18 protein-coding genes and 3 pseudogenes are annotated in these 17,815 nt (G+C 37.3%); 6 read left to right on the top strand and 15 right to left on the bottom strand.

Features of this window, described 5'->3' with window-relative positions; translation table 11 throughout:
- Positions 1 to 228 precede the first annotated feature (228 nt).
- From P255_RS15405 to P255_RS13985, 8 genes and pseudogenes are all read right to left on the bottom strand, one after another.
- Positions 229 to 333, bottom strand: a pseudogene (locus P255_RS15405) (IS6 family transposase); the annotation flags it as partial.
- 212 nt (positions 334 to 545) lie between these two features.
- The gene (locus P255_RS15555) at positions 546 to 1,010 is read right to left on the bottom strand and encodes a hypothetical protein (RefSeq protein WP_004898367.1); all 465 of its coding nucleotides are present in this window, start codon (positions 1,008 to 1,010) and stop codon (positions 546 to 548) included.
- Between the two features lie 171 nt (positions 1,011 to 1,181).
- Positions 1,182 to 1,298 carry a helix-turn-helix domain-containing protein gene (locus tag P255_RS15750; protein ID WP_370664285.1) on the bottom strand — a complete coding sequence of 39 codons (117 nt, stop codon included), beginning with the start codon at positions 1,296 to 1,298 and terminating at the stop codon, positions 1,182 to 1,184.
- A gap of 522 nt (positions 1,299 to 1,820) precedes the next feature.
- Positions 1,821 to 2,420, bottom strand: a complete 600-nt coding sequence (locus tag P255_RS15095; protein ID WP_004898363.1) for a hypothetical protein — start codon at positions 2,418 to 2,420, stop codon at positions 1,821 to 1,823.
- Positions 2,421 to 2,566: 146 nt separating this feature from the next.
- Positions 2,567 to 3,223, bottom strand: coding sequence for a hypothetical protein (locus tag P255_RS15090; RefSeq protein ID WP_004898361.1), 657 nt, complete (start codon positions 3,221 to 3,223; stop codon positions 2,567 to 2,569).
- A gap of 169 nt (positions 3,224 to 3,392) precedes the next feature.
- On the bottom strand, positions 3,393 to 3,707 hold the full coding sequence (locus P255_RS13995; protein ID WP_004898359.1) for a BrnA antitoxin family protein: 315 nt from the start codon (positions 3,705 to 3,707) through the stop codon (positions 3,393 to 3,395).
- A pseudogene (locus tag P255_RS13990) lies at positions 3,670 to 3,981 on the bottom strand (BrnT family toxin). Before P255_RS13990 ends, P255_RS13995 begins: the two are co-directional and overlap by 38 nt.
- Positions 3,982 to 4,368: 387 nt before the next feature.
- Complete coding sequence (locus tag P255_RS13985) at positions 4,369 to 5,274, bottom strand: LysR family transcriptional regulator (RefSeq protein WP_004898355.1); 906 nt, start codon at positions 5,272 to 5,274, stop codon at positions 4,369 to 4,371.
- 134 nt (positions 5,275 to 5,408) lie between these two features.
- Here P255_RS13985 and P255_RS13980 point away from each other — a divergent pair, with 134 nt between their 5' ends.
- Together P255_RS13980 and P255_RS13975 are read left to right on the top strand one after the other, a co-directional pair.
- Positions 5,409 to 6,794, top strand: a complete 1,386-nt coding sequence (locus P255_RS13980; RefSeq protein WP_035365722.1) for an amidohydrolase family protein — start codon at positions 5,409 to 5,411, stop codon at positions 6,792 to 6,794.
- 27 nt (positions 6,795 to 6,821) lie between these two features.
- Positions 6,822 to 7,289 (top strand): DMT family transporter, encoded by a 468-nt coding sequence (locus P255_RS13975; protein WP_004898349.1) that lies wholly within the window; start codon positions 6,822 to 6,824, stop codon positions 7,287 to 7,289.
- Positions 7,290 to 7,464: 175 nt separating this feature from the next.
- Here P255_RS13975 and P255_RS13970 read toward each other — a convergent pair.
- A pseudogene (locus P255_RS13970) lies at positions 7,465 to 8,107 on the bottom strand (zinc-binding dehydrogenase); the annotation flags it as partial.
- Positions 8,108 to 8,205: 98 nt separating this feature from the next.
- Between P255_RS13970 and P255_RS13965 the strand changes: the two are divergent.
- Entirely contained in the window at positions 8,206 to 8,646 is a 441-nt protein-coding gene (locus tag P255_RS13965; RefSeq protein ID WP_004898343.1) for a winged helix-turn-helix transcriptional regulator, read from the top strand.
- A gap of 51 nt (positions 8,647 to 8,697) precedes the next feature.
- Here P255_RS13965 and P255_RS13960 read toward each other — a convergent pair whose 3' ends face one another.
- Genes P255_RS13960 through P255_RS13945 form a run of 4 tightly spaced genes read right to left on the bottom strand, consistent with a single transcriptional unit; the run spans position 8,698 to position 12,179 of the window.
- Positions 8,698 to 9,951, bottom strand: a complete 1,254-nt coding sequence (locus P255_RS13960) for an NADH:flavin oxidoreductase/NADH oxidase family protein (RefSeq protein ID WP_004898341.1) — start codon at positions 9,949 to 9,951, stop codon at positions 8,698 to 8,700.
- A gap of 9 nt (positions 9,952 to 9,960) precedes the next feature.
- Positions 9,961 to 10,347 carry a hypothetical protein gene (locus P255_RS13955; protein WP_004898339.1) on the bottom strand — a complete coding sequence of 129 codons (387 nt, stop codon included), beginning with the start codon at positions 10,345 to 10,347 and terminating at the stop codon, positions 9,961 to 9,963.
- Between the two features lie 51 nt (positions 10,348 to 10,398).
- Complete coding sequence (locus P255_RS13950; RefSeq protein WP_023274465.1) at positions 10,399 to 11,262, bottom strand: alpha/beta fold hydrolase; 864 nt, start codon at positions 11,260 to 11,262, stop codon at positions 10,399 to 10,401.
- 41 nt (positions 11,263 to 11,303) lie between these two features.
- Positions 11,304 to 12,179 (bottom strand): alpha/beta fold hydrolase, encoded by an 876-nt coding sequence (locus P255_RS13945; protein WP_228130674.1) that lies wholly within the window; start codon positions 12,177 to 12,179, stop codon positions 11,304 to 11,306.
- Positions 12,180 to 12,615: 436 nt separating this feature from the next.
- Here P255_RS13945 and P255_RS13940 point away from each other — a divergent pair, with 436 nt between their 5' ends.
- Positions 12,616 to 13,614: an NADP-dependent oxidoreductase gene (locus P255_RS13940; RefSeq protein ID WP_004898334.1), complete on the top strand. Its 999-nt coding sequence runs from the start codon at positions 12,616 to 12,618 to the stop codon at positions 13,612 to 13,614.
- A 360-nt stretch (positions 13,615 to 13,974) separates the two neighbouring features.
- On the opposite strand, the gene P255_RS13935 is transcribed toward P255_RS13940, so the two are convergent.
- Positions 13,975 to 14,859, bottom strand: a complete 885-nt coding sequence (locus P255_RS13935) for a LysR family transcriptional regulator (RefSeq protein ID WP_023274463.1) — start codon at positions 14,857 to 14,859, stop codon at positions 13,975 to 13,977.
- Between the two features lie 270 nt (positions 14,860 to 15,129).
- Between P255_RS13935 and P255_RS13930 the strand changes: the two genes are divergently transcribed.
- Entirely contained in the window at positions 15,130 to 16,188 is a 1,059-nt protein-coding gene (locus P255_RS13930; RefSeq protein ID WP_023274462.1) for an alpha/beta hydrolase, read from the top strand.
- 128 nt (positions 16,189 to 16,316) lie between these two features.
- Positions 16,317 to 16,880: a DapH/DapD/GlmU-related protein gene (locus P255_RS13925; RefSeq protein WP_023274461.1), complete on the top strand. Its 564-nt coding sequence runs from the start codon at positions 16,317 to 16,319 to the stop codon at positions 16,878 to 16,880.
- 260 nt (positions 16,881 to 17,140) lie between these two features.
- Here P255_RS13925 and P255_RS13920 read toward each other — a convergent pair whose 3' ends face one another.
- On the bottom strand, positions 17,141 to 17,704 hold the full coding sequence (locus P255_RS13920; RefSeq protein ID WP_023274460.1) for a recombinase family protein: 564 nt from the start codon (positions 17,702 to 17,704) through the stop codon (positions 17,141 to 17,143).
- Positions 17,705 to 17,815 lie beyond the last annotated feature (111 nt).

Raw genomic sequence — 17,815 nt, 5'->3', positions numbered from 1 at the left:
GTTTAAGGCTGCTATACGGATATTAAAAATTAAGTTTCTCTAAAATTAACACAATACACCTTATACGAAACCACCTTAGTAATTATTTTTTCAATATCTTATCTTTTAATTGTTGTGTTCCACGGATTTGATTAGTCTCCGTGAATAATTCAGCCATAGGTTATGAAAAATCGGCTCCCCAATAAATCTGATTTATTTAGATGTTGGGAGAGCAGTCCAAGATGTCGGAAGCATTTCCCGCAGCTCACGATAACTAATGCCATATTTACAATACAGCAACACAGTTCAAAGAATGATTTCGCCCTGAAAATGCCGACCATGAAAAGGATTCATATACTGAACCTTTAGCTAAAAACTATTTAGCTTATCATCAATAGTTATTTGCAACAGTGCCAAGAAATAAGTGAAGAGTGACAATTAATACACAGCTATTTTAGAATCATATTAGTTATAAATTGATTTTTTTGAATGTAAAAAACCTTTGCACTCGAGTAATACCAGTCAGTTAAGAAATTGACTGGCATTTTCTTATTCCATAACAGCTATCAACATGTACCATTTTTCACAATGGAAATTAGCTCTTTTTTATAGCTTCCTGGGTCATAAATGTCAGTAATTTTACATCCTTGAGCATCACATTTAATATCCAAATCTACATGGAAGCTTTCTCCGAAATTTTTAGCCTGCGCACGCACCAGTCCATTTGATAATACTGAGTATTTTATTTTATTAGCACGGACATCATGATCATTGCCCGGAATAAGCACTTGTCGTACCCATCCACACATCTCTCCCTCATGAAGATCAGCAATAGCATCTCGTTTCTGAATTAATAGGCGCAATTCTTTAGATGCATGCAACTTTAATACATCAACTCCCATCAAATCTTCATTTAATTGATCTTCATATACTTTTTTAACAAAATTTATTTTTTCCTGCTCAAGAGAATCTGCATAGACTGTACTTGAAAATAGAATGCATAATGCGCTTAGAAGGGTTTTTAGTTTCATTTCTCACCAACGTGTTTGATATTTAAAGTTAACCAGTAATAGTTATTAATTCCAAAACTAGAAAATCTGTATACTTGCTATAATCTAATAACATTTAAAAACCAACATCTTTTACCACGCTACATTACATGTCTACTACATGTAGTTTAAAGAGATGCTGTGTTCACTATTTTAGCTAGAATCAGATGGCTTACGTACACTTTGTTCCCAGCTTTCCAATGTGCGCACAGATACACCCAAGGTATCTACAAACTGGCGCTGACTTAACTCTGATTTTTGTCGAGCCAAGGCAACATCTGTCTGCGTAATGGTGTGAGTTTTTACGGTGTATTTGCCAGCATTTCATCTACAGCCATCAGTAGCTCAGCACCAATATCTCGTTGAGCATCACGGCTTTCAATATCATTTAAGCGATTCATTTAGTTTCTCTTACCTAATCATTTTCTCATCTTCCACAACTCGAGAATGACTTGATAACGTACTGAAGCCCAGAAAAGCCTTCAATGTAAACCGATTGATATTAAAATTCAATTTTGTCTTTTATAGAAGCCGAACCTGCATATCTAAGATGAACAAAAGCTTATTGTCACTCCCTGTATCTGCTTTTCGCAGATATAAAAGGGATGGGAAAATAAATGTATGTTTACAACAGTTTAGGCAATATATTGCTTCAAGCAATTAGTCTGTTTGCAGATCTAATTCAACTGATACAATTTATACAACCTTTGATTAGTTAATCACTTAGAACCACTACAAAAAAATTGTGGTGGTTCTTTATTTTCATTTATCAAATTACTCAAATCGTAACACTTAGTGACTTGCTGCCATAGCTTCTGATGCCGCTGCTGTAGCTTCTGATGCTGCTGCCATAGCCTCAAATTCAGCTACACTCATTCCTTTTTCCTTTGCAGCCTTCATAACGGCAGCATCTGATGTCGCTTTTGTTTTAGCAATAACTTCAGCTGCTGTAGCCTCAGTTGCTAATTTAGAGGGCTTTTTAGGCTCTTGATCAGCTGCACACTCTTTTTTAATAGAGAAATATTTAATTAATTTGTCATCAGATCCAAATTTTGTAGGCTCTTGATCAGCCATAAATTGAAGAAAAACATTAATCTTTATATCCATATAATCATTGAGTGCTTCTCGAGCAGGTTTTAAACAATCACTTAACTCAATGCTTCCCAAATCTCGTTTGATATCTTGTAATTTAGCTACTGGGGTTGGTAAAGCTATTCGAGCAGTTGAAGATGCGACATCTATAGCATCATCCCAACGCTTTTCAATTTCATTTAGCTGTTCCACACCTTTATCCTTTGATTCAAAAGGGTTTTTACAACCTCCTAATAAGGAAGTGCAAATCAAAAGGGGTGCAATCAATTTTCTAATATTAGTCATTTTAAAGTCTTGCATCGGTCAGTCGATAGTCATGAAGATTATGATATATCAAAATAATAACTATAACTCATTATTTTTTAAATGTATTGATTGAATCAGGTACGAACGTCGAGGGTTATTTTTTATCGTATTCAATGGACTATACTCATAAAAAATTGAAATCAAAGCTTCTTATATTCGCTCAACATTTGATTGAAATACTGATTGAAATCTTTCAGATTAACTTCACCATCAGTATTGTATTGATTAGGCCATTCTTGATAGCGAGTATAAGCAACTTTACCCTTCTTGAGTCTTTCTATAACGCTTAAAGGCTTAGGAAGCTCACCTTCATATCCGTATATTGCGGGGCCATTATCAATTTTAAGACCTCCTCTTGATCTTGGGTAATTGTCAGACCCTACACTGACACTGTATTTACCGTTGATAAGAAATACCCATAAGTCCTTTGAAGACATTGAACAGACTTTCATGTTGTCAAATTTCTTTTTATGGCAATTAACAAACCAAGTTGGTGGTTTGAAGTCGGAGTGATATGTAGTTTTTTTTTCATAGTAATATGTACTTGGTTTTATTTCATATTTACGCGCACTTTCTTTACGGGAAGTGAGAAGAGGAGCAGCATTCTGTTGATTTGAATCTGATTTATCACTGTCTACTTCATTTGATTTTAAGCTGTAAGAACCTTGCGCAACTGCATGACTTAATTGTTCAAGGCGTTCTGTTGCAGTTTGAGTATCTAAAGGTTCAGCACTAACAGGTAAAGTAAGAAAATATGAGCAACTCAATATGCTTAATTTTAAAACTTTGAACTTCATAGATTCCCTTCTTTTATTTGAGTTTTATACCCATGCTAAGAATAATATATTTAGACTTTAATTATTGATATGAATAGCCACAGATTTTGTAGATACTTTACAGTTTTTCTAAAATTAAAATAATACACCTTATACGAAATTCAGAAATGGGAGCATATAGCTCCCATTTCTATTGATGATTCTTTAACTCTTTCAGCATTGCATCCCGAAGAATTTTGTTCATACGTGTCTGATAGCCTTTACCTTGAGCCTTTAACCATTGCATAACGTCTGAATCAATACGAACAGTTGTAACTTGCTTAGTTGGCTTATAGAAAGGATTCTGAACAGCATTTTTCCAAAAGCTTTCGTCAAGTTCAGGAATATCTGAAAAATCGATTTCACTATCTGGACGTTTAGCTAATGCTTCAAGTCTTGCCTTTTGCTCATCAGACAAGACAGGAGGATTATTCAAATCCATTTTGTAAGTAACGGTTTTGCTCATACAGTTTCCTCTCTTTTTTCTCTGCCTGTCGTGCCGAAATAATGCGAATATGATCAATCCCATTATGATCTTATACCGTATGGGCAACCAATAAAACCGCTTGTCCATGTACGATACCTATCGCCTGCCAACGATATTCACCATTCTCAAAGCGATCCTGTTTATATAGGGTATGAGCATCATAAAAAACTAATGTTGCATCTTCAAAAGCTACACCATGCTTTTTGAGGTTGATTTGTGCTTTATGCTCATCCCATGAAAACTCAATTTTCATACTTGCATCGCTTTTTGTTCATACAAAAGTGTAAAAAATGCAAAAATTAGCCAATTTTTATTGGCGAAAGATTCCAGAATTGAGCATAAAAAATCCGACATGTTTCAAAGTCGGCCTTTTTGAGGCTTTTTGGTTTTTTGAAATTGTTTAAATTATTGATTTATATTGTTTTAACTTAATGCATTTCGCATAACCACCATTATGTTAAATAAATAACACCTATCATTAAGTTCATTATTAATGATATAGAATAATCTTTATGCATTATTCACGTGAAGATTATTATTTTGTTGTAAGTTACAAAGTTTCAGCCATTTTTTTATTTAAAAAATCTTCGACTTTATCAAAGTTATTCACGATCGAACGAAGCCTTCATAATCAGTATAGTTATATTTGGCTGTCCCTTATTAGTTCTGCGACCCAATCTGAGAATACGCGGATTGCTGGTGAAAGAAAACGTTGATGTGGGTATAGTAAAGTTACTGTGACTGGCAACGGGCACCAGTTTTGCAATACAGCAATTAATCTCCCTTCTTTCAGATGTTCTAACACAAGTTTTTCTGCAAGTTGTGCTATTCCATACCCATCAAGACACAATTTTATATAAAGCTCAGTCTCATTGACAGCTATATCAGTATTCATTTTTACTATTTTTTTTTCGACATCATCCACAAAGTTCATTTCACATGTATTTCTATTATGGTCTGAAAAATAATGAATCGCCTTATGAAATACTAGATCTTCAAGAGTTTGTGGAGTTCCATACTTTTGCAAATATTCAGGTGAGGCGCACGTCACCCAGCGAAACTTTCCAAGAGGACGAGCTACTAGTGAGGAACTTTTCAAGCTTCCCATTCGAATTACACAGTCAACCCCATCCTTGATCAAGTCTACTTGCCTATCGCTGACACCAATCATTAGATAGATGTCTGGATAGCGTTTTTGAAACTCTTTAAGATTGGGCATGATGATTGAATGAGCTATACCCGCAGGCATATCAACTCGTAACTGTCCCTGTGGTTGTTGCATTGTATCTGTTAGGCTTGATTCAGTATGCTCAATAAGATCAAGTATTTCCTTGCACTGTATTAAATACTGTACCCCCTCAGGTGTTAGGTTTACCCGTCTAGTTGTCCTGTTCAACAAACGTACTTGTAAATACTTTTCAAGATTTTTAATTGTGTTAGTTACTGTAGATGCTGGAAGTGAAAGCGTTTCAGCTGCATGTACAAAGCTTTCAGCTTCTGCTACCCGAACAAAAATCTGCATTGCTTGAATACGATCCAATCTCATTCCTTTATCCCAATACTATCCGCATGTTCTTAGATTATTCGCTTTTACTGAATAATAAAAACAGTTTAACTAGCTTTTTCAGCATTATCGCTTCACTTAGATTTTCACTATTCTTTTTTGAAGTTGAAATGAATATGACTGATTACAACAGAAACATTGTGCAATTGACAAAATCCTCCACAAGTAAAACGCTTATTCGTAGAGCCACTATCCTGAGTATGGACAGCACGATTGGGAACATGGTTCGGGGAGATATTCTTATCGAGAACAGCATGATTACAGCCATTGGTGAAAATATTGAAGCGGATGGTGCTGCTGTTATTGATGCTTCCAATATGATTGTGATGCCGGGTATGGTGGATACACATCGACATTCATGGGAAGGGCAACTACGACGAATTAATCCAAATGCAGAAACGTTAGAAGATTATTGTAACGCGACGCACTATTCTTTTGCCAAGTACTATCGACCTAAAGATATATACATCGGTAATTTACTTACAGCTCTCGGGTGTATAGATGCAGGTATCACAACAGTGATAGATAACTCGCATAATAGCCGTACTGCCGCTCACTCTGATGCAGCTGTTGAAGCCTTGCTAGATGCCAGTATTCGGGCTGTACACGCTTCTGGTGCACCAGTCTCGGGAGATTGGGATAAAGACAACTGGCCTAGCAATCTCGAACGCCTACAAAATAAATATTTTCAAAATAAAGAAAACAATTTGGTATCACTCGCTGCAATGGCCCAGCTTGAGCCTGAATTGTGGGCGGAGGCACGCAGATTAGGATTGCCAATTATTACTGAATTTTTTGGTGGGGAAATGGCTGCTGAACTAGAGGGTTTGCATCAACAAGGTTTACTGGGTCCAGATAATATCTTTAATCACTGTACTTCACTGCCAGACGCTGGATGGGAAATTTTGCACGAGTCTGGAGTACGAGTAAACGTATGCCCAAGATCAGATGCCCACTATGGCATCGAAGATGGTATGTTCGCCATGCAATCAGCTCTACGTCACGGTATTAGACCTGGTTTAAGTGTAGATAATGAAACCTCTTACAGTGGTGATATGTTTATGGAAATGCGTGTAGCATTTTATTTACAACGTGTAATCGGTATGCATCAGAACAAATATTGTGGTTCAGCACATTCGCCAGTGACGCTTCATGCTCAAAACCTTCTAAAAGCTGCGACGACTGATGGTGCTACTTGTGCAGGTCTACAAGAAAAAATTGGCAGCCTATCCATTGGAAAACAGGCTGATCTAATATTGATTAGAACAGATGATATTAATCTTTATCCGTCGGGCAATGCTTTTGGCACTGTAGTTCATGCAACCGAGCGCAGTAATATTGATACTGTGATGATTGCTGGGCGCATTGTGAAGCGTGACGGTAAGGTATTAGGTGTAGATAGTGAACGACTACGTGCAGCAATTGATGAATCTCGCCAGCATCTTTTTGCTACCGCTGGTTATACTCCAGACATTTTTGCTGAGACATTTCTGCCTCTTTAGTAAATGATATAAAAGAGGACAAACAGTATGAATGTTATCTATTATTTAATGGCCTTTGCAGCAGGATTAGGAATTACTCTACAAACTACATTGAATGGTCAACTGGCTAAAGGAGTTGGTGGAGATTCTGTGGCTGCTGCACTATTTTCATTTACTGTTGGTGCGGTATGTCTTGGAGTTTATTCTTTGGTTCGGGGTGGGATAATTCCTTCACTAATTGCTATTCCGACTCAGCCGTGGTGGAGTCTTTTAGGTGGAATTCTAGGTTCGTGTGCCTTGCTGAGCTATGTCATTCTTGCGCCAAGAATCGGATTGTCTGCTTTACTGGGACTAGCAATTGCTGGGCAAATTCTCTCCTCTTTAATGATTGATCATTTTGGATTGTTGGGAGCTACTGAACGTCCAGTTTCCTTGATCAAACTAGCTGGAACAGTAGTTATGCTGGTTGGATTAACTGTTGCTCTATTAGGTGACAAATTGTCAGAAAATTTTTAATTTTGATCGCTACAAATAGGTATAGCCGTAAAAGTAACGATATTTGAGGAAGCTGACTCTGAGAAAATTATAAGTTAAAAGCGATAAAAGCCTTATAGAAAAAGGCTTTTATCGCTTCATACTAGAATTTCTCGAAACTCAAAAAGTATTTACGACAACAACTCATTTTGTTGAATTATATCTGTACAACAACTCTACCTCGAACTTTGCCGTCTAAAATTTCATTTGAAATTTTTAAAGCATCTGTTATCTGAATTTCAGTCGTTATTGTTTCCAATTTTGTTTTATCTAATTCTTTAGCTAAACGTTCCCAAGCTTCTTTTCTTAACTCGATTGGTGCTATCACACTATCAACTCCATATAATGTAATCCCTCTTAGAATAAATGGAGCAACTGTCGCTGGAAAATCCATTCCGCCTGCCAAACCACACGCAGCAACTGCACCTCGATATTTTGTACTAGCACATGCATTGACTAGAGTATTGCTTCCAACAGTATCAATCACACCTGCCCAAATTTCCTTATTCCTTATTTAGAGGCTTTCCTTGTGAAGCTAATTCAGCACGATCAATAATTTCACTCGCACCTAAATAGGTTAAATATTCTGATTCTTGGGGGCGACCAGTTGAAGCTGTGATCTCATAACCAAGATGGTTCAAAATAATAATCGCAATACTACCCACCCCACCATTTGCTCCAGTTACTAAAATTTTTCCATCACTTGGTTTGATGCCATGCTTTTGTAAAGCCATAACACAAAGCATAGCGGTATAACCTGCTGTACCAATAATCATCGTATCTTTAAAAGAAAAAGCAGATTGATGAATAGCTCTTCTTTAAAAAGCAAAGCATAGTTGAATAAGTCAGAGTATGTTACTATTATTATAGTAGTTACTTTTCAGTTTGTTAATTCCCTATGACTACAAATACCAGTCTTGAAATCTGCCCAATTGCCAGAAGTTTGTCTGTTTTAGGTGATGCTTGGAGTATGCTGATATTACGAGATGCACATGCAGGTTTTACTCGATTTGACCAATTTCGTAAAAATTTAGGCATTGCTCCGACAATGTTAACTAGACGCTTGTCTGTTTTAGTTGATGAAGGATTACTTGAAAAAAGACAATATTCAGAACATCCTCCTCGTGAAGAATATGTATTAACTCAAGCTGGTCAGGATTTTCTCCCTGTATTATTTGTGATTGGTGCATGGGGGCGTAAATACAAACCTTATGAACATCCTGAAGAAATGGTAACGTTTCTTGATGCTGAAAATGGTACTGAAATTAAGCCTATTGTGATTGATCAAGTGACAGGAGCCGAAATTGGTACACGACCTATTCGCCAACGAGGTGAATAAAGCTAAAAAGTACCCAGAATGAGTGCTTTTTTATAGCTTCAACGAATGGGTTTATGATTTTATCCGGGTACGCTGGGTCGCATATGTTCCCCAACCACTACGTAAAACAGACTTAATAAATGCCCATAAACCGCTTTCTTTAGGTTTTGGTGTTTTACCTTGAGCAATACGATTAAGCTGTTGAGTGTACCAAAGCACCTCCATAATCCCAAGACTGTCGATTTTTTTAATTCCTGTTTTAATCGGTTGAACATTTTGTTTGCTATTGGTTCCTGCTAACAAATATTTGGGAGCATCAGGATCAATTGCCATAAGTCTTGCAATCCCGACTATATCAAATGCATTGGATTCCAGCGCTTGGTTCATACCTTCTACAGTTCTAAAACCACCTGTAACCATTAGTGGGGTTTTTACATGGTTTCTCACTTTTTCTGCAAACTCAATAAAAAATGCTTCGCGTATAATCGTTGAAGGTTTTTGTGGCGCTTTAGCTACACCAGACTCATAAGTCCCACCTGAAATTTCAATCAGATCAATCCCTGCGGCTGCTAACACTTTAATGACTTCTAATGAATCTTCTTCCGTAAACCCACCTTTTTGAAAATCTGCCGAGTTGAGCTTAATTGCGATTGGAAAATCTGTACCGACTTGTTTGCGAATCTCTTTATAAACTTCCATTAGAAATTTACGACGCTTTTCAGGTGTACCACCCCACTCGTCCTTTCTTAAATTATGTAATGGAGATAAAAATTGATTAATCAAATATCCATGTGCAGCATGGATTTCAACACCACTAAATCCTGCCTTTTTACATATTGCAGCACTACGACCAAAGCGTTGAATAATCTCTATGATTTCATCATGAGTCGCTTCATCTGGGGTTGCAAATAAAGATTGCATTTCAGCCCCAAATGGCACAGCCGATGCAGAAATATTACGGATATTTAAGCCTTTTGGTGATTGTTTCCCCGGATGGTTGAGTTGCGCCCACAATTGTGAACCTTGTTCGGTAACACTTTTCGCCCATTTCTGTAAAACAGCGAAATCACGTTCATCTTCAACAACGACGTTCCCTGGCTCACCTAAGGCACGTCGGTCGATCATAATGTTACCCGTGATAATCATACCAATTCCAAATGCCGCCCAACGCTGGTATAGACGAACATGTTTTTCAGTTGGATTATTGGAATAGGTGGCTAAGGTTTCACTGGTTGCTGCTTTGGCCAAACGATTTGGAATCACCACACCATTCGGTAACGTTAAAGACTGATTGAGGAGATTCGTTTTTAATTGCAAATGAGTCATGGGCTTCGCTCACACAGTGGAAGATGATTGAGAATGAGGTTGAATAAAGTCCACTAAACTTTGAAACCACATGACATCTAAAAAGTTTCCAGTAATCACGAGATCCTGTGTTCTAAGAGCAGTGAGAAACGTATTGACACTATCTTTAGCGGATAGCACAGCAAAACCTGTACTGCCATTCTTAAAAGTGAATGTAAAACTTGGGGATTTGGTTCGTCCAGCATGAGACTTTATCTTACTATTTTTGACTTCAAAATAACGCCCTTCACCACCTGCCGTTTGGATTTGGAATGTGACATTTTTATCTTTCACGTATGCAGCACATTTTGGATTGGTTTTCACAGCTCGTTGTAACAGCTTAGTCAACATCCACAGTAGTAATTTAAATTTCATCATTTTAGTTCTCAGTTCATCAATATATAAAAACACTAAGGAAATTCTTATCAATTACTCATCTAGAAACTGTATGGCATGCTTCACGAAGCGTTCTGGATACTGAAACTGTGCGCCATGCCCTGCATCTGGGTAAATGAATAGCTGTGCATTTGGAATATTTAGTGCCATGTGATAGGCATTGATGGTCGGAATCATCACATCATCCACACCATTAAGAATAAAAGTCGGCTGTTTAATCTCACGTAAATGTACAAATGGATTCTTTTCATCAAGCTTCGGTAAAAAGTGCATATTAGCTTCAATCTGGGCCTGCATCACATCGACTGAACTTGCTGGATCTTGATCTTTACGTTGATGGCGACGTTGCCAAAAATCACGACCTGCTTGAATTGCGGCTTTTGATCGACCAAAAAATAAAAACAGAAAATCCTCTTCAGAAGGCACAGCACTGGTGGCATGCTTCAAGACTAAAGCTGGTACATCTGGATCATCACCGCGTGGTTTTCCACCTCGTGGTCCTGTACCCAAAAGCATTAATTTTCTGACCAGTTCAGGATGACGACGAACTAAATCCTGTGCCTGAAATCCTCCTAAAGAGAAGCCTAGTAAATCAACTTGTTTCAAACCTAAAGCTCGAATCACTACGGCAGCATCATCAGCCATATCTTCAATGCGAGTTCGTGGTTGCCCTGTAGATGAAGCGACACCACGACCATTGAACAAAATGACTTCTCGACCAGCTGCTAATCCATCTGTAATGAATGGATCCCAATTGTCTAAACCACCACGGAAATGTTGAAGAAAAAATAAAGGTGGTTGCTCTGTATTTACATTACCCCATCGACGATAGGCAAAAGTTGCTCCATCTACTTCTATAAATTGTGTTTCAGCGGTTTGATGTGTAATCGCGGTCATCTTGATTGTCCTAATTTTTAAATATTTGGTTGGGTCTAATTTTATTTAGCTAAAAAAGTGAGCGATTGTTTGACGAAATCATCATGAAACTGAAAGATTCCACCATGTCCTGCATCTGGATAAATGATGAGTGCGCTATTTGGAAGGCGTTTTGCCAAGTCGTAGGTATTCACTGTTGGAACCATACGATCATGATCACCATTCGCCACCAATACTGGCTGTTGAATGATAGAAAGATCGGCTGGTTTCTTATTTCCCCATTTTTTTAATGCTTTAAGCTGGGCACGATATGCAGAAATCGTTATTTCTTTATCGCGATTTTCAGTACGTTCATTTATACGTTGCACAAATTCTTTTGCAGCAGCTTTGCCATTCTCTGTACGAGTAAAAAATAAGTAAACTTTAGGGTCTTGACGAGTCGCCATACCACGAACTAAATCCCAATTTGAAACTCGACCCACTGTACTAATTCCAGTTCCGCCAGCAGGTCCAGTTCCCGATAAAATCATTTTTCGGATCAATTGTGGTTGTTTCAAAACAATCTCTTGCGAAATCATGCCACCCATTGAAAAACCGAATAAATCGACTTGTTTAAACCCTTTCGCCTGAATAAAAGTAATCGCATCATCTGCCATTTGTTCAATGGACTTTGCAGGCTCACCAGTAGAAGCACCAACACCACGATTATCAAAAATAACGACATGATGTTTCGCTGCAATACCATCAATGATTCGTGGATCCCAATTGTCTAAGACAGCAGCTAAATGATTTAAGAAGATCACAGGTGTACCGCCATTTTGCTGACCATACTCTCGGTATGCGAAGCTAACGCCATCAGCTGAAATAAATTGAGTTGGAACAGTTGTCCATTGATATTGTTTTTCCGCCATTACAATCGCTCCTGAATTCTGAGTCATAGCTGTATTTACATCGGCATAGATTGAACTAGATACAGTTAAAGCTATTGAAATCAGACTTTTTTTGAGTAAGCCACGCATGATTAATTACCTAAAGTAAGATTAATATCTAAACCGCTACCCTAAGAATAAGAACCACATACTTTAAAAATCATTCATATGTTGAGCTGGTCTATGCACTCTTCAATAGGAAAAATCATTGTCACTATCGAATTAATACTAACAATACTGGAATAATTTCAAATAGTCACTATCTTTTTAGTAGTAACTACTAATTTTTTAGATTATGATAAAAAAATAAACATTGTTGATTACTCGAATACACTTTTAAGTTTTAACTAACTAAAGAGTCTGATATGCAACCTAGTCTGAAAATTTAATGTAGATTTACACGTGTAAAACATTAAAAAAAAAAGCAAACCAATTGAGGTCTTATATGAAAGCAGCCTACATTAACCGTTACGGCAATATTGATGATGTGCAACTAGATGAACAATCTAAACCACTGATTACAGAAAATGATGTACTTGTTCAAATACATGCAGCAAGTATTAATCCTCTGGACTTAAGGGTTTTAGAAGGTGAATTTAAGGCAATTCAGCCTGTAAAGTTTCCTTTTATTTTAGGCAATGATTTTGCAGGTACAGTTGTTCAAGTTGGCGCAAATGTTAAACAGTTTAAAGCTGGTGATGACGTGTATGCCAAAACTGACCAAAATGGCGCTTTTGCTGAATATACCGTAGTTCAGCAATCTTCGCTGGCTCTAAAACCTCAAAATATTTCTATGGAACTCGCAGCTTCTCTTCCTCTTGTTTCATTGACTGCATGGCAGGCCTTGGTTGAAATTGCGAAAGTTCAAGCAGGACAAAAAGTGCTTATTCATGCAGGTTCTGGCGGTGTTGGATCAATTGCTATTCAGCTTGCGAAACACTTAGGTGCCACTGTTGCGACAACCACGAGTGGTAAAAATGCACAATGGGTCAAAGCATTAGGCGCAGACATTATCATTGATTACAAAACAACTGATTTTGAACAAGAGCTTAAAGACTATGACGTAGTCTTAGATACGCAAGGTGGAAAAATTTTAGAGAAATCTCTAAATGTTCTTAAACGTGGTGGTCGAATTATCAGTATCTCTGGTCCACCTGATCGTGATTTCGCAGAAGCAATTCATGCAAATTGGTTATTGAAATGTATTATTCCTCTTTTAAGTTGGTCAATCCGAAAAAAAGCTAAAAAGAGAGGAATGACTTACTCATTTTTGTTTATGCAGCCGAATGGACAACAGCTATCTGAAATTTCAAAATTAGTAGAGTTTGGGAAAATAAATCCAATCGTTGATAAGTCATATACATTTCCAGAGATTAAAGATGCTTTACAATATGTGAATACTGGACGAGCAAAAGGTAAAGTCGTCGTAAAAATTTCAGAATAAATTCAGGGAAAAGAGAAAAAAGGCATCTTTTGATGCTTTTTCCTCAATAAACGAGAGTAGGCTTCAATCGAATGAAAGAACTTATGGTTTTAAGTTTAGTTTTAATAAAAAGCTTAGGTTCATGAACCATGTTTTTTAAGTAAAATAATTTATCGAAATAAATTATTGAAAATAAACTATAAATTTTAATAATTTATTGTGAACTAGGATTTAGGTGAACATAAGTTAAATAGAGTCTAAAAAAGGCTTTATTTGAGTTGAAGAATGGATGTAAAGAGGATGTTTTGGCTCCCCTGTTTTATTCAATTCTAGATAATAAAGTTTATCTTTTAATAACCTTAGATTCTCAAATGAAGTGCCTTATATTTTTAGTGTATTAACCACCATCCTTAGTGCTGGTGAAACATTTCTATGCGGATAATATAAAAATAGACCTTCATAATGATGGCTGAATGGCTTTAATACCTGAATGAGATTACCTTGATCAAGGTCTTCGGTCACTAATTCCTTTGGTACATATGCTAAACCTAGCCCCATCCTTGCTGCTGCAACTTCCATATAACTATCTGAAAACACCCATTGCCCTTCAGGTTTGTGAAGTACCTGTTTATTATTCATCCAAAATTCCCACTGATAAGTATTTCCATCCTCTAATTGATAGGAAATACAAGGATGAAGACTCAAATCTTTAGGTGTTTCAGGAAATCCATAGCGGCGAAAATGTTCTGGGGTTGCGACAACCACCATTTCCATATCAGGAGTAATTCTGACAGCAATCATGCCCTCACTGACTTCACCACCTAAGCGTACTCCTGCATCAAATTGTTCCGTAATGATATCAACAAAGCGACTTTCACTGATCAGTTCGAGCTTGATATCTGGATAACGTTCCTTAAAGACGGCTAACTTGGGCAGCAAGACTTTTTCAATGGCATGTTGACTAGCATTAATTCTAACTGTACCAGAAGGTGTCTCCCGATAGTGAGCAAGCATTGAAAGACCATTTTCAAGGGTCTGGAAACTTTCAAGGGTTGTTCTATAAAGTTGTTCACCAGCTTGTGTTAATGAAAGTTTTCGGGTGGTACGAGTTAAAAGTTGTAATCCTAAATGTTCTTCTAGTTCTCGAACTGTACGGCTTACACCTGACTGCGCCACACCTAATTTTGTTGCGGCTTTGGTAAAGCTCCCCTCTCGAGCAACCAACATAAAAACATGTAAATCGTTATAGCTATATCGAATCTGCATTTCACTATTACCCAAACACTAAAAATTATTGGCCGATCTTAAGAAAGACTTTAAATAATATTTATATCATTTTGGTATTAATATTATCTATAAATAGCAACTAATCATCACAATAAGTTCTTATTAAAATAATTGCATGTTTAGAAAATCAGCAACAAACGAGCTGACACTCTGTCTTTAAGGAGTTAAATGATGAAGTCTATTTCAAAGAAATTTATACCTATTTTCACTTCCCTGATGTTGGGAACGGCATTGTCAGGAGTTACAACAATGACTATGGCTCAAAACACCAATCCAAATTTACCTGTATCTATGATTACCCAATGGGATAAGACATTCCCAGAAAGTCATAAAGTAGAACATCGAAAAGTATCCTTTCAAAATCGCTATGGCATTACTTTAGTGGGCGATTTATATCTCCCTAAAAACCGTGGTACTCATCCACTTTCAGCGATTGCAATTAGCGGTCCATTTGGTGCAGTGAAAGAACAATCGAGTGGATTATATGCTCAAACACTTGCTGAGAAAGGATTTATCACGTTGGCTTTTGATCCATCCTATACTGGAGAAAGTGGAGGACAACCACGCAATGTCGCATCGCCTGATATTAATACCGAAGACTTTAGCGCTGCGGTCGATTTTTTAGGTTTGCAACATGAAGTTGACCGAAATCGAATTGGCATATTAGGCATTTGTGGTTTAGGCGGAATGGCATTAAACGCTGTTGCAGCAGATACACGTGTCAAAGCGGTTGCAACCAGTGTGATGTATGACATGAGTCGGGCCATGGGACATGGTGTCGGTGATGGTAAAGATCGCTATTCAACTGCAGATCGTAGAGCTGTCTTAAAATATATCAATGACCAGCGTTGGAAAGATGCCGAGAGTGGAACGATTGCCCGTTCAAATCATGATATCTACGTTGATAAAGATGGCAATGTCATGGCTGCAGATCGAGGATTACCTGAAGTGCTACCCGATCATCCTCATCCAGTCTTAAAAGAATTTTTTGATTATTACCGTACACCACGTGGTTATCATCCACGATCAATTAACTCAACGAGTGCATGGAACACAACTATGCCCTTATCATTTATGAACATGCCTTTATTAAGTTATGCGAGTGAAATCACAATCCCGACCCTGATCGTGACTGGGGAGAAAGCGCATTCTCGCTATTTTGCAGAAGATGCTTATAAGGCTATTGGTAGCAAAAATAAAGAATTGCTCATTATCCCAAATGCCAATCACGTTGATTTATATGACAATCAGGCTGGGGTCATTCCATTTGATAAATTCGCTCAGTTTTTCAAAACGAATCTTAAGTAAATCTATGACTTAGTTTTGACTATTCATCATACGGACAGGCAGCCAAAGGTTAATCTAAATACGCATTCTAGCTGCCTGTTTTTATTTCAATTTTATAGAAATATCAAATTCACTCTCGCAGGGATTTTATGGAAACACATCAACTTTTAACATTATTGAAAAATCGTCAACCAATAGTCCCTAAAACTGAAGCCTTCCAGACTATGTGTGAAATATCTCAATCTGCGTTAAGAATTACAGCTGAATTAAATGGAAGGTATCATTCCCCTGAAGAAATTAGAGCACTCTTTTCTCAGTTAACTGATAAAGAAGTAGATGAAAGTTTCACTTTATTTCCTCCTTTTCATACCGATTTTGGTCAACATATTACAGTGGGTAAAAATGTCTTCATTAATGCTGGCTGTAGTTTTCAAGATCAAGGTGGAATTGAAATTGGAGATGGAAGTCTTATAGGACATAACGTGGTGTTAGCTACCCTTAACCATGACCTTGACCCGAATAACCGTAGTACTGTCATTCCAGCACCTATCAGAATAGGAAAAAATGTCTGGATTGGAGCAAATGCAACAGTATTGTCTGGGGTTACCATCAATGATGGTGCTGTAATTGCGGCTGGGGCGGTTGTGACGAAAGATGTATCTCAAAATGTAATTGTGGGTGGAGTCCCAGCTAAGGTATTAAAAAATTTATAAAATTAGAATTATTTGATTAAAACTTAAATTAGAAGTTTAAGGTTTAAATTAAAAAATATATCAGTAAATATCTGATTCATAGAGGTTGTTTTAATTTAGCAACCTCTATAAATCACACAAATTAAGTCAACTTGAATAGTTAGCAATATCCTAGATATCAAAGTAGCCTCTTTAAAACTTCCTTAAATACTTCTATTTGCAACAGTACCATCTACATATGAGATAACTTCATTTCAAAGCTATCTCAAATTCCTAACGTCTTATTCCATCTTTAAATACCGATAAACAGCCTGCCTGCTAATTCCAAAAGCCTTCCCCAAAGCAGCCTTCGAACTATATTTCCCTTCTGCCCAAGCCTGACGTAAAGCATTCGCCTGATCAGGTTTGAGTTTATGGACCCGACCTTTATATTTACCTTGAGCCGCTGCCAGTTTAATGCCTTCTTTTTGCCGTTCTAAAATAATCTCACGCTCAAACTGAGCAAAAGCCCCCATCAGTTGCAACATCAGGTTATCCATCGGCGTGGCTTGGGCAGTAAAAGTGATCTTTTCCTTAATGAACTGAATTGCAATACCCCGCTTAACCAATTTATCTACTTCTTCAACCAGATCTTTGAGACTTCGCGCAAAACGATCCATCGAATGTACCACCACCATGTCCCCTTCCCGAACATAGTTCAGCATTTCCTGAAATTTGGGGCGGTCAGTATTTTTACCCGAAGCTTTGTCTATGAACAGCCTATCAATTTCGATGCCTTCAAGTTGGCGTCCAGTATTTTGCTCAACCGAGCTGACTCGGACATAGCCGACTTTTTGACCTTTCATACACTTCGCTCCAAATTGACTAAAAATAGTCCAATTTGTCTATTATAAATAATAGATTTAAAAATAACATGTGATGTATGATCAAAAAACATTTAAAAGAGACATTGTTTG

The organism is Acinetobacter brisouii CIP 110357, from assembly GCF_000488275.1.
In the GTDB taxonomy this organism is placed as follows: domain Bacteria; phylum Pseudomonadota; class Gammaproteobacteria; order Pseudomonadales; family Moraxellaceae; genus Acinetobacter; species Acinetobacter brisouii.
Note: the sequence above shows the minus strand (reverse complement) of the source record. Positions and strands in the feature narration are given on the sequence as shown.

Bases quoted from the DNA above. Each gene is read 5' to 3' on its own strand.
- P255_RS13945 (WP_228130674.1), bottom strand. From the start codon at position 12,179: ATGACTCAGAATTCAGGAGCGATTGTAATGGCGGAAAAACAATATCAA.
- P255_RS13960 (WP_004898341.1), bottom strand. From the start codon at position 9,951: ATGACTCATTTGCAATTAAAAACGAATCTCCTCAATCAGTCTTTAACG.
- P255_RS15095 (WP_004898363.1), bottom strand. From the start codon at position 2,420: ATGCAAGACTTTAAAATGACTAATATTAGAAAATTGATTGCACCCCTT.
- P255_RS13935 (WP_023274463.1), bottom strand. From the start codon at position 14,859: ATGCAGATTCGATATAGCTATAACGATTTACATGTTTTTATGTTGGTT.
- P255_RS13950 (WP_023274465.1), bottom strand. From the start codon at position 11,262: ATGACCGCGATTACACATCAAACCGCTGAAACACAATTTATAGAAGTA.
- P255_RS13980 (WP_035365722.1), top strand. From the start codon at position 5,409: ATGACTGATTACAACAGAAACATTGTGCAATTGACAAAATCCTCCACA.
- P255_RS13985 (WP_004898355.1), bottom strand. From the start codon at position 5,274: ATGAGATTGGATCGTATTCAAGCAATGCAGATTTTTGTTCGGGTAGCA.
- P255_RS13955 (WP_004898339.1), bottom strand. From the start codon at position 10,347: ATGATGAAATTTAAATTACTACTGTGGATGTTGACTAAGCTGTTACAA.
- P255_RS13930 (WP_023274462.1), top strand. From the start codon at position 15,130: ATGACTATGGCTCAAAACACCAATCCAAATTTACCTGTATCTATGATT.
- P255_RS15090 (WP_004898361.1), bottom strand. From the start codon at position 3,223: ATGAAGTTCAAAGTTTTAAAATTAAGCATATTGAGTTGCTCATATTTT.
- P255_RS15555 (WP_004898367.1), bottom strand. From the start codon at position 1,010: ATGAAACTAAAAACCCTTCTAAGCGCATTATGCATTCTATTTTCAAGT.
- P255_RS13940 (WP_004898334.1), top strand. From the start codon at position 12,616: ATGAAAGCAGCCTACATTAACCGTTACGGCAATATTGATGATGTGCAA.
- P255_RS13995 (WP_004898359.1), bottom strand. From the start codon at position 3,707: ATGAGCAAAACCGTTACTTACAAAATGGATTTGAATAATCCTCCTGTC.
- P255_RS13920 (WP_023274460.1), bottom strand. From the start codon at position 17,704: ATGAAAGGTCAAAAAGTCGGCTATGTCCGAGTCAGCTCGGTTGAGCAA.
- P255_RS13965 (WP_004898343.1), top strand. From the start codon at position 8,206: ATGACTACAAATACCAGTCTTGAAATCTGCCCAATTGCCAGAAGTTTG.
- P255_RS13925 (WP_023274461.1), top strand. From the start codon at position 16,317: ATGGAAACACATCAACTTTTAACATTATTGAAAAATCGTCAACCAATA.
- P255_RS13975 (WP_004898349.1), top strand. From the start codon at position 6,822: ATGAATGTTATCTATTATTTAATGGCCTTTGCAGCAGGATTAGGAATT.